This is a genomic window from Phenylobacterium sp. (assembly GCF_041916435.1).
In the GTDB taxonomy this organism is placed as follows: domain Bacteria; phylum Pseudomonadota; class Alphaproteobacteria; order Caulobacterales; family Caulobacteraceae; genus Phenylobacterium.
The window spans coordinates 664,496-677,934 of record NZ_JAYRZM010000001.1 but is presented as its reverse complement, the minus strand read 5'-3'; the positions used below and the strand labels follow the sequence as shown (position 1 = coordinate 677,934).

Genomic DNA, 13,439 nt, shown 5'->3' with positions numbered 1-13,439 from the left:
GACGCTGCTTCGCTTCGCGCGATTATGCGAGCTTCGCGGTTCGCGTCAAACGACAGCGGCGCGGGAAACGCCCCGCGCCGCCAAATTTAACGTAGATAAGTGCCCAATTTAGTGCGTGACGACGGACTCCACCCCATCGTCCTCGGCTGTGACGCGTGCGGACGGTTCGGGCTCGGTCCATTCGATGGGCTCGGGCTGGCTGGTGAGGGCCCGCGACAGGACCTCGTCCATCGTCGAGACGGGAATGATTTCCAGGGCCTTCTTCACGTTTTCCGGGATGTCGGCCAGGTCCTTCTCGTTCTCTTCCGGGATCAGCACGGTCTTCACGCCGGAGCGCAGCGCCGCCAGGAGCTTTTCCTTCAGCCCGCCGATCGCGGTCACCCGGCCCCGCAGCGTGACCTCGCCGGTCATGGCGATGTCCTTGCGGATCGGGATGCCCGTCAGCACCGAGACGATCGCCGTGGCCATGGCCGCGCCCGCGGAGGGGCCGTCCTTGGGCGTGGCGCCGTCCGGCACGTGGATGTGCACGTCGGTGCGCTCGAACACCGGCGGTTGGATGCCGAACTTGGTCGCGCGGCTGCGCACGTAGGAGTTCGCCGCCGAAATCGACTCCTTCATCACGTCCTTCAGGTTGCCGGTGATGGACATGCGTCCCTTGCCCGGCATCTTGACGGCCTCGATGGTCAGGATGTCGCCGCCGAATTCGGTCCAGGCCAGGCCCGTGATGATGCCCACCTGATCCTCTTCGTCGGTCTCGCCGTAGCGGAACCGGCGAACGCCGGCGTACTTGGCCAGCCGCTCGTCGTCGATGGTGATCGACTTGACGTTCTCGCGGGCTAGATCGCGCACCGTCTTGCGCGCCAGGTTGCCCAGCTCGCGCTCCAGGGAGCGCACGCCGGCCTCACGCGTGTAGTAGCGGATCAGGTCGCGGATCGCCTGGTCGGGCACCACGAACTCGCTCGCCGACAGGCCATGGTCCTTCATCAGCCTCGGCAGCACGTGGCGCTTGGCGATCTCCACCTTCTCGTCCTCGGTGTAGCCGGGGATGCGGATGATCTCCATGCGGTCCAGCAGCGGCTGGGGCATGTTCAGGCTGTTGGCCGTGGTGACGAACATCACCTGCGACAGATCGTAGTCGACCTCCAGGTAGTGGTCGGCGAAGGTTCCGTTCTGCGCCGGGTCCAGCACCTCCAGCAGGGCCGAGGACGGATCGCCCCTCCAGTCGGAGCCCATCTTGTCGATCTCGTCCAGGAGGAAGAAGGCGTTGGTCGTCTTGGCCTTCTTCATCGACTGGATGATCTTGCCGGGCATGGAGCCGATGTAGGTGCGCCGGTGGCCGCGGATCTCGGCCTCGTCACGCACGCCGCCCAGCGACACGCGCACGAACTCGCGGCCCGTCGCCTTGGCGATCGAGCGGCCGAGCGAGGTCTTGCCGACCCCGGGCGGGCCGACCAGGCACAGGATCGGGCCCTTCAGCGAGCCGGTGCGCGCCTGCACGGCCAGATACTCCAGGATGCGCTCCTTCACCTTCTCCAGGCCGTAGTGATCCTCTTCCAGGATCGCCTCGGCCTTGACCAGGTCGATGGGCTTCTGGCGCGCCTTGCCCCACGGGATCGACAGCAGCCAGTCCAGGTAGTTCCGCACGACCGTGGATTCGGCCGACATCGGGCTCATGTTGCGCAGCTTCTTCACCTCGGCCTCGGCCTTGGCCCGGGCCTCCTTGGAGAGCTTGGTCTTCTTGATCCGCTTCTCGAGCTCGATCAGTTCGTCGCGCGCGTCGTCCTGTTCGCCCAGCTCGCGCTGGATCGCCTTCATCTGTTCGTTCAGGTAGTACTCGCGCTGGGTCTTCTCCATCTGGCGCTTCACGCGCGACCGGATCTTCTTCTCGGTCTGCATGACGCTGATCTCGCCCTCCATCAGGGCGTAGACCTTCTCCAGGCGCTTCACGACGTTGAAGATCTCGAGCAAGTTCTGCTTCTCGCCGATCTTCACCGACAGGTGCGAGGCGATGCGGTCGGCCAGCTCGCCGGGGTTGTCCACCTGCGGCATGGCGGCCAGCGCCTCGGGCGGGACCTTCTTGTTCAGCTTCACATAGTTTTCGAACTGCTCGACGACCGCGCGCGACAGCGCCTCGGCCTCGGCCGACGCGCCGCCGTCCTCCGAGATCAGGGCGATCTCGGCTTCATAGAACTCCTCGCGGTCGGTGAACCGCGCGACGCCCGCGCGCGCCTTGCCCTCCACCAGCACCTTCACGGTGCCGTCGGGCAGCTTGAGCAGTTGCAGCACGGTGGCCACGACGCCGACGTCGTAGATGGCCTCGGGGGCCGGATCGTCGTCGTCCTTGTCCTTCTGGGTCGCCAGCAGGATTTCCTTGCCCTCGGTGCGCATCGCCTCCTCGAGCGCGCGCACCGACTTGTCGCGTCCGACGAAGAGCGGCACCGGCTGGTGCGGGAACACGACAATGTCGCGCAAGGGCAGAATCGGTAGGGTCTTAATCTCGGACATGATGCTTCACACTCCTGACCAGCCTCTCGCGCACGAAAGACCAGGTCCTCGGAACGCCGTCACTCAAACGATGCGCCTGAGTCGCGCGTTCCGTCCGCCGGGCTTCGACGGCTTCGTTGGTCATTTATGTGGACGTTTTGCGCGGGCGTTCAAGCTCGGCCGAGCCGTTTCGCTGCGGCGCAGCGTCGTCGCGTCGGTTCGCCGGCGCCGCGAGCGCGACCGCCGGCCCTGGCGAAGGCCGGCGCGCCTGTCCTAATCTGCCCCGGACGTGTGAAAGGCCCGCGACATCATGGTTTCCGACATCCGCGACCTGGCCGCCGACGCGCGCAGGGAGGCCGAACAGGGCGATCCCCAGGCGCAGCTTCGCCTGGGCCGCGCTCTCCTCACAGGCGAAGGCGCGGCCTTCGCGCCCGAGGAAGGCGCCGCCTGGGTCCGACGCGCGGCCGCCGCCGGCTCGCTGGAAGCCATCGGCCTGGCCGCCACCCTGTCGGCGGGAGGCATCGGCCTGCCGCGCGAGCTCAACGAGGCGCTGGACCTCCTGGTCGTCGGCGCCGAACGCGGGGATCCGCGCGCCCAAGGCCAGCTTCGCGCCCTCGGCGCGGCCGCGGGGCCGGACGCGTCGTGGCGCGACCTGCGCGCCCACATCGACATCCTGGCCTGGATGCAGCCGGCCGAGCGCATTCCCGTCTGCGAGGCGCCGCGGGTCCGCTCGATCAAGGGCTTCGCCTCGCCGGAGGTGTGCGACTGGATCATCACCGCCGTGCGCGACCGGATGAGCCGGGCGATGATGTACAATCCAGAGACCAAGCAGGACGAGCCGCATCCGGGCCGCACCAACAGCGGCGTCTTCCTGGACGTGCACACGACCGACGTCGTCATCTCGCTGGTGCGGATGAAGATGTCGCTGACCCTGAAGATCCCGGAAGCCTGCTTCGAGCCGACGCAGGTGCTGCACTACCGGGTCGGCGAGCAGATCGCCCCGCACTTCGACTTCCTGGAGAAGCGCGAGATGATCGACGTGCGCACGGGCGCGCCCTACGAGGGCCAGCGGATCGTGACGTTCCTGCTCTATCTGAACGACGACTTCACCGGCGGCGAGACCGAGTTCCCGCGCGCGGGCGTCAAGTTCCGCGGGGCCAAGGGCGACGCCCTGTTCTTCGCCAACGTCGACCTGGAGGGCCGGCCCGACCGCGCCACCCTGCACGCCGGCGTGCCGCCGATCACCGGCGAGAAATGGACACTGTCCCAGTGGATCCAGAACCAGACCTTCACCGGCGTGAAGGCCTGATGCGAAAACGCCCGCGGTCCTGGCGGAGCCGCGGGCGTCTCGAAGTTCAGTTGAGAGACGAGGCTTAGGCCGCGCCGCCCTTGTCGCGCCGCTCGGCGTAGATGATCAGCGGCTGGGCGCGACCGTCCACCACCTCGGCGTTGACCACCACTTCCTCGACGCCGTCGTAGGTCGGCAGCTCGTACATCGTGTCGAGCAGGATGCCTTCGAGGATCGAGCGCAGACCGCGCGCGCCGGTCTTGCGGGCGATGGCCTTGCGGGCCACGGCGCGCAGGGCGTCGTCAGTGAAGGTCAGCCCCACGTTCTCCATGTCGAACAGGCGCTGGTACTGCTTGATGAAGGCGTTCTTCGGCTCGGTGAGGATCTTCACCAGGGCGGTCTCGTCGAGATCGTCGAGGGTGGCGATCACCGGCAGACGGCCGATGAATTCCGGGATCAGGCCGAAGCGCAGCAGGTCGTCCGGCTCCACCTGGCGGAACACCTCGCCCGTGCGCCGCTCGTCCGGATCGGCCACCTTGGCGCCGAAGCCGATCGAGGTGCCCTGACCGCGCGCGGAGATGATCTTCTCCAGGCCGGCGAAGGCGCCGCCGCAGATGAACAGGATGTTGGTGGTGTCGACCTGCAGGAATTCCTGCTGCGGATGCTTGCGCCCGCCCTGCGGCGGCACGGAGGCGACGGTGCCTTCCATGATCTTCAGCAGCGCCTGCTGCACGCCCTCGCCCGACACGTCGCGGGTGATCGAGGGGTTGTCCGACTTGCGGCTGATCTTGTCGACTTCGTCGATGTAGACGATGCCGCGCTGCGCGCGCTCGACGTTGTAGTCGGCGGCCTGCAGCAGCTTCAGAATGATGTTCTCGACATCCTCGCCCACGTAGCCGGCTTCGGTCAGCGTGGTGGCGTCGGCCACGGTGAAGGGCACGTCGATGATTCGGGCCAGCGTCTGGGCCAGCAGCGTCTTGCCGGTGCCGGTCGGGCCGATCAGCAGGATGTTGGCCTTGCCCAGCTCAACGTCGTTGTTCTTCGTCGCGTGGTTCAGGCGCTTGTAGTGATTGTGCACCGCGACCGAGAGCACCTTCTTGGCGTGGTCCTGCCCGATCACGTAATCGTCGAGGACTTCGCGGATCTCCTTGGGAGTCGGCACCCCGTCCTTGGACTTCACGAAGGAGATCTTGTGCTCCTCGCGAATGATGTCCATGCACAGCTCCACGCATTCATCACAGATGAACACGGTCGGGCCGGCGATCAACTTGCGGACTTCATGCTGGCTCTTGCCGCAGAAGGAGCAATACAGCGTGCTCTTGGAATCCCCGCTCGCGGCCTTGGTCATGGTCGTTTCTCACTCTGTGGTCGACGCCGGAGGGATCCGACGCAGGCCCGCCCCCGAGGCGTTCCTGAACCCATCAATGCAGGATACGCGCCGCAGGTTGTCTAATCCTTGACATTCCTCGATCCACGCCCCGATCACAACCCTTGGATCGCTCATTCGGTGCGTGATTTCGTGGCGCCTGCCAGGCAGGCACGTCCGAGATATAGATGGTGTTGCGCCGATACGGCACAAGATTGCGTCCCCAATTCGGGATGCGTCGGTCGGGGCGATCGGCGGACGGGGCCGCCTGGGGGCGATGGGGATAGTGATGGGCAGACGCGTCTTGCGGCGGGGCGTTCACGCGCGCGGCGGTCAGGTGAACGAGCCGGCGCTGATGGGCGGCGTGGTGGCTTTCGATTTCGACGGCACCCTGACGATCCGCGACAGCTTCATGGCCTTCCTGCGCTGGCGCTCCGGCGGCGCGCGCTACGCCCTCGGCCTTGTACGCCTTGCGCCGGCGGCCTTCGCCTATCTGTTCGACCGCAACCGCGGGCGGCTGAAAGCCGCGGCCGTGCGCGAGTTCTTGAAGGGCGTTCCCCGCGCGACGCTGGAGGAGGAGGCGCGCCGCTTCGCCGAGACCACCTCGGGCGACCTCCTGCGGCCCGACGCCCTGCGGGTCTGGCGCGAATGGCGCTCGCGCGAGGCCAAGCTCGTCATCGTCACCGCCTCCCCGGACGTGCTGGTGGCGCCCTTCGCGCGCGGCCTGGCCGCCCACACGCTGATCGCCACCAAGCTCGCCTTCGACGCCGACGATCGCGTGGCCGGCGGCTTCGATGGGGCGAATTGCCGCGCCGCGGAAAAGGTGCGCCGCCTGCGCGAGGTGTTCGGCGCTGACCTGCGCCTGAAGGCCGCCTACGGCGACACCAGCGGCGACCGCGAGATGCTCACCCTCGCCGAGGAGAAGGGCTACCGCGTGTTCACGGAGAAGCCGTAGGCCGCCCCGGCCCCTCGGCCGTCTCCAGCGACGGCGCCCCGACCACCTCCAGCCCGATCAGGCCGCGCCCCAGGCGGCGGAGCTGAACCGGCGCGCCGCGTTCCTCCAGGCGCCGGCGCAACAGGATCAGCCGGGTCTCCAGGTTGTCCTTGATGTCCGGCAGGCGAAGGCTCTGTTCCAGCCGGATCTCACGGTTCGTGAATTCGCGCCGGCCGGTGGCGACATAGACGCTCAGCAGGTGGAACAGCAGCCGGCCAGGCACGCCCTTGATGACATAGGCGCCGTCGATGAACACGCTGTCGTCGAAGCTGTAGTGGCGCACGCCGAAGGGCGCGCCCGTGCCGCGCGCCGCCGCTCGCGCCGCCGGCGCGGCGTCGGGACCGCGCCCCTCCAGCTCCAGGAGCCGCAGCCCCGCGGCCACCTGCCCGGCCACCAGGACCAGAGCGTTCTCGTCGTCGTGGGAGAAGGCGAAGCGTTCCGTCGATTCCAGGAAGAGCACACCGAACAGGCGCTCGCGGCTGATCATCGGCACCGCCAGTTGGCTCTGGGCCTCGCCCAGTCGCGGCAGGGGGATGAGCCGGGAGGTGTCCAGCTCGGCGGCGACCGCCGCATTGAAGCGCCGCCCCCGGCTCATGTCGCTGAAGCGCACCGGACGGCCCGTCCGGGCCGCGATGCCGATGGCCCCCCGCCCCACCTCGACCTCCGAGCCGACGCCCGCCGTCGCGTAGCCGCGGCTGGCCAGGGTCAATAGCCTCCGGCCGGTCTCATCGGGCGTCAGGGCCATGGCGTTGGCGTAGCCGAACAGTTCGACCAGTCCGTCCAGCGCCCGATCCAGCATGGCGTCGGCGTCGGGCTCGGCGGCGATCACGGCCGCGAGGTCGGCGGCGGCGGCCAGGCGGTCCGGGCGGGTCGGCTCCGATGGCGTCGGGCCGGCCGCCTGAGGATTCGGCACCGGCCAGTGATCGACGACGCGGTAGAGGTCGGCGCTGCGCAGGGCCATCACCTCGCCCATCCCCTGCTCGGAGCTGGCCGCCTCGAGCTGCGCGGCCATCCGCTGGAAGAGCTCGCCCTCGGCCACCGCGCCCACGTAGCGCAGATCGAGCATGTGCTGGTCGCCTGTGCGCGCGTCGACCACCAGCACCGTCGCGCCGCCCGTCGTGCGGACGTTCGCCGCCGTCTTCGAGAAGAACTGGTTGGACAGCGCCACGTGTTCGTCGTCCACGAAGTGCACGTGCGACAGGTAGGAGACGTTGGGCAGGCCGTCGGCGTCCACCGTCGCGATGATCGAGGGGATCACGCCCTCGAAGCAGTTTCGGATGTCGCGCAGCGAGGCGCTCATCGGCCCGCCCCCATGGGCTCGCCGGCGCTGGGGCCCGGCGTCTGCTGGAAAACCATGCGAGGCGAAAGCGTGAGGCGCAGCAGCCCTTCACTCGTCAGCCAGCAGGCGATCTGGCGGGGCCCGACCCCCAGGCCCATCAGGACGCCCGTCATCCGCTCGACGTATCGGCCGGCCATGTCGCGGTCGGCCGCGTCGGCCGGCGCGATGTCGGCCAACTCGCCCTTGATCTGATAGGTGACGTAGTCGGTGGGACGGCACACCGTGAAGGCCACGGCGGCGCCCGGCGCCAGGTGTGTCACCGCCCGCGGCCACTGAGTCTCGGAGGTGACGACGCCCAGGCGGCCGTCCGGCTCACGCCGGGCGCCAAGGCCGCGGGCGAGCGCGGCGCGACCGTCGACGCCCCGCGAGGCGACCACCATCATCACCGAGCTTTCGATGAAGGCTCCCAGCCGATCGTCGATCATGCCCGCACCGATTGAATCCGGCGCGACCCTAGCCGCATAGGAATCTCTTAGGAACAGCCTGTGCGCTTAGGAACCATTTAGGAAGCTGACGGCGTTCGCCGACCTTAGAAGCCTCGACCCGAAGCCGGCCGACGACGGCCCGCGCCAATCGGGAGATCACCATGACCAATTCGAACGCCACGAGCCTGCCGCACGGCCGGTGGGACATCTACGGGCCCGTCCACAAGGGGCTCCGCCTGGCCGCCACCGACCTGATGATCCGGCTGGGCCGCGCCGATCCCCTCGACGAAGAGGCGATGAAGGCGGTGCTGGGCGACCTCGCCGCGCACCTGGCGCTGGCCGCAACCCACCTCGCCCATGAAGAAGCCCACATCCACCCGGCCCTGGCCGAACGCAACGCCGCGGCGGCGACCCGGCTTTCAAGCCAGCACGCCGATCACCGCACGGCCTTCGCCGAGCTCGACCGCCTGATCGGCGCGGCGGCGCTGGCCGCTCCGCACGCCGCGGCCGCGCGCATGCGCGAGCTCTACCTGGCGTTCTCGGCGTTCGTCGCCGACGACCTCGTCCACATGCACGAGGAGGAGACGGTCACCTGGCCGCTGCTCTGCGCGCTGTTCAGCGACGAACAGCTGGCCGAGATCGAGATGAGCATCATCGCCACGCTCTCGCCCGAGGAGAACGTGGGCTTCATGCGCCTGATGATCCCGGCGATGAACCGCCAGGAGCGCGCGGCCCTGCTGGGCGGCGTGAAGGCCTCGGCGCCGCCCGAGGCGTTCGCCGCCGTGCTGGAGGCGGCCGCGCGCCCGACCCTCAGCGACGGCGAATTCGCCGAGCTCGGCCGCGACCTGGCCCTGGCCGCCTGACTGGCCGGGCGCCGTCCCTCGGCCTAGACTGGAGTTCGGAACGCAGACCGTTCCGAACTCCGTTTTCGTTGGATGGGATGAAGCACGCCGGCGCCCAGGCCCTGGATCAGCTCGAGCCGCTGTTGGCGCAGGTCCGCGCGCTGGGCGGCCTGAAGGAGGCCTCGCGCGGGGTCTTCTATCGAAAGGGCCGCGCGTTCCTGCACTTCCACGAGGATCCCGCGGGCCTGTTCGCCGACCTGCGCGGCGCGGCCGATCCGGACTTCGTGCGAATGGAGGTCACCGAGGCGGCGGGGCGCGCCGCGCTGATCGCGGCGGTGAGCGAGCGGCTCTAGCCGCCGGGCCGCATCGACCAGGGACTGGTGACGCCGACGGTGGCGAGCGGCGCGTCGGATTCGATCGCCGCCAGCACGCCGGCCGAGATTTCCGCGTTGGTGTTCCAGCGCGCGCAGCCGTCCTCGACGCGGAAGCCCAGCACCACCTGGCGCAGCAGGCGCCCGTCCAGCCCCTCGGCCACAGCCGCCGCGGTCGCCAGCCGGTCCGGGCGAGCCGGATCGGCCACGGCCGAGCCCAACACCTGGATGTAGCGCCCGGGCGCGCCCGGCTCGCCCACCGCCTCGGCCAGACGCCGGGCGGCGGCGAGCTTCACATCATGGAACCAGGCGACCGCGAGCCCGACCGGACCGTCCCGGGCCACGGCCCTGGCCAGCGCCGCCCGGAAGGAGGCTTCATCGTAATAGTCGCAATCGTAGCCGCTGACCGGCTCATGGCTGGCGAAGGCCGAGGCGCGGCGGGCGAGCACGCTGACGCGCCAGCCCCGCCCCGCCAGCTCACGCGCGGCCGGCGCGAGCATGCCCGTGGCGCCGACCATCAAGGCGTGGCCGGCGCCGCTCATGGCCTCTAGGCCGGGGTTTCGGCGTCGGCGCGCTTTTCGAAGACGTGGTCGACCAGGCCCCAGGCCTTGGCCTCTTCGGCGGTCATGAAGTAGTCGCGGTCGAGGGTCTTCTCGACCTCCTCGACGCTCTGGCCGGTGTGCTTGGCGTAGAGCTCGTTCAGCCGGCGCTTGGTCTTGATGATGTCCTCGGCGTGGCGCTCGATGTCCGAGGCCTTGCCCGAGAAGCCGCCCGAGGGCTGGTGCACCATGATGCGCGCGTTCGGCAGCGAGACGCGCATGTCCTTCTCGCCAGCCATCAGGAGGAACGAGCCCATCGAGGCGGCCATGCCCATGCACACCGTCGAGACCGGGCTCTTGATGTACTGCATGGTGTCGTAGATCGCGAGGCCCGAGGTCACCACTCCGCCCGGGGAGTTGATGTACATCGAGATCTCTTTCTTCGGGTTCTCGGACTCCAGATAGAGGAGCTGCGAGCAGATCAGCGCCGACATCCCGTCCTCGACGGGGCCGTTCAGGAAGATGATCCGCTCCTTCAGGAGGCGCGAGAAGATGTCGAAGGCGCGCTCGCCGCGGCTGGTCTGTTCGACCACCATCGGCACGAGGTTCAGCGCGGTGGTTTGCGGGTCACGCATGTGGAAAGAACCCTTCTCCGTGCGGGCGCGTTGAGTCGCGCCAGTGCTCCCTTTCGATATCGCGTGCGGACCGCCCCGTTGCAAGGCGGCCGGCCGTCGCTGGGATCGTCAGGAGCCGATCAGCCCGCCCCGTAGCCTTCCGGCATTTCGTCTTCCTTAAGGAGCTCCTCCTTGGAGACCTCCTCGTCCTCGACCTTGGCCTTGGAGACGATCAGGTCGACCACCTTGTCCTCGAAGATCGGGGCGCGAAGCTGGGCCTGGAAGTTCGGGTTCTGGCGGAACATGTCGAAGATCTGCTGGGCCTGGGCGCCGTAGCGCATGGCTTCCTGGCGCATCGCCTGCAGCAGTTCCTGCTCGCTCACCTGGACGTTGGCGGCCCGGCCGATCTCGGCCAGGACCAGGCCCAGGCGCACGCGGCGCTCGGCGATCTTGCGATACTCGGCCTGGAGCTGGTCGTCAGTCTTGTCGGCGTCTTCCGGCGGGAGCTGGCCGGCTTCCTTGTCCTGCTGCACCTGTTGCCAGATCGCGGCGAACTCGGCGTCCACCATCTTCGGCGGCAGCGGGAAGTCGTGCTTGGAATCCAGCACGTCCAGCAGGGCGCGCTTGACCTTGAAGCGCGAGGCGCCGGCGTACTGCTCTTCCAGGTTCTTGCGCAGCAGGTCCTTCAGCGCGTCCAGGCTCTCCAGGCCCAGGCGCTTGGCCAGCTCGTCGTCGATGGCGGTCTCGACCGGGGCCTTGACCTCCTTCACCGTGACCTCGAACTCGGCGTCCTTCCCCTTCAGGGTCTCGGCCTGATAGTCGTCGGGGAACTTCACCTTCACCATCACGGTGGAATCGGGCTTGGCGCCCACGAGCTGTTCCTCGAAGCCGGGGATGAACTGGCCCGAGCCCAGCACCAGCGGGGTGTCGGTGGCCGAGCCGCCCTCGAAGGCCTCGCCGTCGATGCGGCCGATGAAGTCGATGACCACCTGGTCGCCGTCCTTGGCCTTCACGGTCTTGCCGGTGCGCGGCTCGTAGTTGCGGCTCTGCTTGGCCAGGTTCTCGACGGCCTCGTCCACCTCGGCGTCGCTCGGCTTGTAGACCGGGCGCTTCAGCTCCAGCGTGGCCGGATCGACCGGCTCGAACTCCGGCATCAGCTCGACGGCCAGCTCATAGGCCAGGTCGGCCTTGCCCTCGATCACCTGCTCGATGTCGCCCTCGGGCTTCAGGTCCGGCTCGCCGGCCGGGCGCAGGTTGTTGTCGTTCAGGACCTTCTGGGTCGACTCGTTGAGCGCTTCCTGCACCACCTCGGCCATCAGCGCCTTGCCGTGCAGCTTGCGCACGTGGGCCGGCGGCACCTTGCCGGGGCGGAAGCCCTTGATCCGGAGCTGCGGGGTGATCTCGGCGATCCGGGCGTCGAGGCGCTGGGCGAGCTCCGCCACGGGAACCGTGACGCCATAGACGCGGCTCAGGCCTTCACCGGACTTTTCAACGATCTGCATCGACATTCTTGAGTTTTCGGACTCGGCGCGTCTGCCGCGCGTCTGGGTCCGCCTTCACATGAAAAGAGGATCGCCGCCGGACGAGCGGCGGCGGGCGGCGCCCTTATGTCACGCCGCCTTCACGCCTCCAAGCCCAAAGGTTGGGCCAGCACCTTGCCCGGGTTGAGGATGTCCTTGGGGTCGAGCGCGCTCTTCAGGGTGCGCATCAGGGCGATCTCGGCAGGCGAGCGCGAACGGTCCAGATAGGCGCGCTTTTGCAGGCCGATGCCGTGCTCGGCCGAGATCGAGCCGTGCGCCTCGGCCAGCCGGCCATAGACGATGTCCTCGACCTCGTCGCGGGCCTCGCGGCTTCCGACGCCGACGATCAGGTGCAGGTTGCCGTCGCCCAGATGGCCGAACACCACCAGGCTCGCCTGCGGCCAGCGCGCGGTCAGCGCCTGGCGCAGGCCGGCCAGGTAATCCGGCATGGCCGAGAGCTTCAGGCTGACGTCGAAGGTGAAGATCGGCCCGTTGCGGGCGACCTGGGCCACGTCGTCGCGCAGGGCCCACATCCTCCGCCGCTCGGCCTCGGACTTGGCGATGGCCGCGTCTTCGACGAGTCCCTCCTCCAGCGCCGCGCCGAGCACGGCCTCCAGCCGCTCGGCGTCGGCCGCCTGGTCGCCGCCGAGAGTCTCCACCAACACGTAGAAGGCCGAACCGGGCGGCAGCACCGGCTTGCCGGCCGCCGGCGGCGTGGTGACCAGCTCATAGAACTCCGGCCACATCACCTCGAAGGCCGAGAGCCCGCCGGCCAGGTCCCGCTCCAGGCGGCGCAGGAGCTTAGGCAGGGCCTCGAAGTCGCCGACGGCCAGGAAGGCGGTGTTCTGGCTGGCCGCCTGCGGGCGCAGCCGCAGCACCGCGCGCGTGACCACGCCGAGCGTACCCTCCGAGCCGATGAAGAGCTGCTTGATGTCGTAGCCGGTGTTGTTCTTCATCAGCGGGTTGAGCGCGGAGACCACCGTGCCGTCCGCCAGCACCGCCTCCAGCCCCAGCACCATGTCGCGCATCATGCCGAAGCGCAGCACGCGGTTGCCGCCGGCGTTGGTGGAGATGGTCCCGCCGACGGTCGCCGAGCCGCGCGAGCCGAGGTCCAGCGGCAGGAAGAGCCCCGCCCCTTCCGCCGCCTCCGCCGCGGCCTGCACCGGGCAGCCGGCCTGAACGGTCATGGTGGCCCCCTCGCGGTCGATCTCCTCGACGGCGGCCATCCGCTCCAGCGACAGGGCGATCGCGTCCTGGGCGTAGGCGCCGTCGACCAGCCCGGTTCGCCCGCCCCAGGGGACGACGGCGATCCCGGCGGCGTTCGCCATGCGCAGCACCGCGGCGACCTCCTGGGTCGATTTCGGGCGGGCCACGGCGGCGGGCTCGCCCAGGCGGGTCCAGACGCTGTGCGCGGCGGCCTTGGCCTCCTCGCCGGTCAAGAGGCCCCCTGGTCCGAGCGCGGCGGCGATGTCGGCCATGACCTTGTCCATCGGCGTGTCCTCCCTTTTGCCGGGGACTATGGCCGATGGCGGGCGCGCTCGCCATGGTGCGGGTGAGAGGACTCGAACCTCCACGCCTTGCGGCGCTGGAACCTAAATCCAGTGCGTCTACCAGTTCCGCCACACCCGCGCGGGCGCAGCCTTGCGACGGCGGCGGC

The 13,439-nt window shown here is 69.0% G+C and carries 12 protein-coding genes and 1 tRNA gene; 4 read left to right on the top strand and 9 right to left on the bottom strand.

Going from position 1 to position 13,439, the window contains the following annotated elements; genetic code table 11:
* Nucleotides 1-108: 108 nt before the first annotated feature.
* A complete protein-coding gene (gene lon / locus ACE3TA_RS03340; protein ID WP_374570423.1) occupies nt 109-2,505 on the bottom strand; it encodes an endopeptidase La in 2,397 nt (798 codons plus the stop codon).
* 289 nt (nt 2,506-2,794) lie between these two features.
* On the opposite strand from lon, the gene ACE3TA_RS03335 reads away from it, so the two are divergent.
* Nucleotides 2,795-3,793 carry a 2OG-Fe(II) oxygenase gene (locus ACE3TA_RS03335; RefSeq protein WP_374570421.1) on the top strand — a complete coding sequence of 333 codons (999 nt, stop codon included), beginning with the start codon at nt 2,795-2,797 and terminating at the stop codon, nt 3,791-3,793.
* Nucleotides 3,794-3,857: 64 nt separating this feature from the next.
* Here the strand turns inward: ACE3TA_RS03335 and clpX are convergent, their stop codons facing one another.
* Nucleotides 3,858-5,120: an ATP-dependent Clp protease ATP-binding subunit ClpX gene (gene clpX, locus ACE3TA_RS03330; RefSeq protein WP_374570419.1), complete on the bottom strand. Its 1,263-nt coding sequence runs from the start codon at nt 5,118-5,120 to the stop codon at nt 3,858-3,860.
* Nucleotides 5,121-5,427: 307 nt separating this feature from the next.
* Here clpX and ACE3TA_RS03325 point away from each other — a divergent pair, with 307 nt between their 5' ends.
* Nucleotides 5,428-6,093: an HAD-IB family hydrolase gene (locus tag ACE3TA_RS03325; RefSeq protein WP_374570417.1), complete on the top strand. Its 666-nt coding sequence runs from the start codon at nt 5,428-5,430 to the stop codon at nt 6,091-6,093.
* On the opposite strand, the gene ACE3TA_RS03320 is transcribed toward ACE3TA_RS03325, so the two are convergent.
* Both ACE3TA_RS03320 and ACE3TA_RS03315 read right to left on the bottom strand, forming a co-directional pair.
* Nucleotides 6,077-7,432, bottom strand: coding sequence for a GAF domain-containing protein (locus ACE3TA_RS03320; RefSeq protein WP_374570415.1), 1,356 nt, complete (start codon nt 7,430-7,432; stop codon nt 6,077-6,079). The genes ACE3TA_RS03325 and ACE3TA_RS03320 overlap by 17 nt on opposite strands.
* On the bottom strand, nt 7,429-7,896 hold the full coding sequence (locus ACE3TA_RS03315; RefSeq protein ID WP_374570413.1) for a hypothetical protein: 468 nt from the start codon (nt 7,894-7,896) through the stop codon (nt 7,429-7,431). The genes ACE3TA_RS03320 and ACE3TA_RS03315 overlap by 4 nt, the downstream gene beginning before the upstream one ends.
* 161 nt (nt 7,897-8,057) lie before the next feature.
* Between ACE3TA_RS03315 and ACE3TA_RS03310 the strand changes: the two genes are divergently transcribed.
* Together ACE3TA_RS03310 and ACE3TA_RS03305 are read left to right on the top strand one after the other, a co-directional pair.
* A complete protein-coding gene (locus ACE3TA_RS03310; protein ID WP_374570411.1) occupies nt 8,058-8,759 on the top strand; it encodes a hypothetical protein in 702 nt (233 codons plus the stop codon).
* 77 nt (nt 8,760-8,836) lie between these two features.
* Nucleotides 8,837-9,091: a hypothetical protein gene (locus ACE3TA_RS03305; RefSeq protein ID WP_374570408.1), complete on the top strand. Its 255-nt coding sequence runs from the start codon at nt 8,837-8,839 to the stop codon at nt 9,089-9,091.
* On the opposite strand, the gene ACE3TA_RS03300 is transcribed toward ACE3TA_RS03305, so the two are convergent.
* The 5 genes from ACE3TA_RS03300 to ACE3TA_RS03280 form a co-directional block, all read right to left on the bottom strand.
* Nucleotides 9,088-9,651 (bottom strand): hypothetical protein, encoded by a 564-nt coding sequence (locus ACE3TA_RS03300; protein ID WP_374570407.1) that lies wholly within the window; start codon nt 9,649-9,651, stop codon nt 9,088-9,090. The genes ACE3TA_RS03305 and ACE3TA_RS03300 overlap by 4 nt on opposite strands.
* A gap of 5 nt (nt 9,652-9,656) precedes the next feature.
* Nucleotides 9,657-10,283 carry an ATP-dependent Clp protease proteolytic subunit gene (locus tag ACE3TA_RS03295; protein WP_374570405.1) on the bottom strand — a complete coding sequence of 209 codons (627 nt, stop codon included), beginning with the start codon at nt 10,281-10,283 and terminating at the stop codon, nt 9,657-9,659.
* Nucleotides 10,284-10,402: 119 nt separating this feature from the next.
* Complete coding sequence (gene tig, locus ACE3TA_RS03290; RefSeq protein WP_374570403.1) at nt 10,403-11,764, bottom strand: trigger factor; 1,362 nt, start codon at nt 11,762-11,764, stop codon at nt 10,403-10,405.
* A 119-nt stretch (nt 11,765-11,883) separates the two neighbouring features.
* Entirely contained in the window at nt 11,884-13,272 is a 1,389-nt protein-coding gene (locus ACE3TA_RS03285; protein WP_374570401.1) for an FAD-binding oxidoreductase, read from the bottom strand.
* Between the two features lie 54 nt (nt 13,273-13,326).
* Nucleotides 13,327-13,411: transfer RNA gene (locus ACE3TA_RS03280), tRNA-Leu, on the bottom strand.
* Nucleotides 13,412-13,439 lie beyond the last annotated feature (28 nt).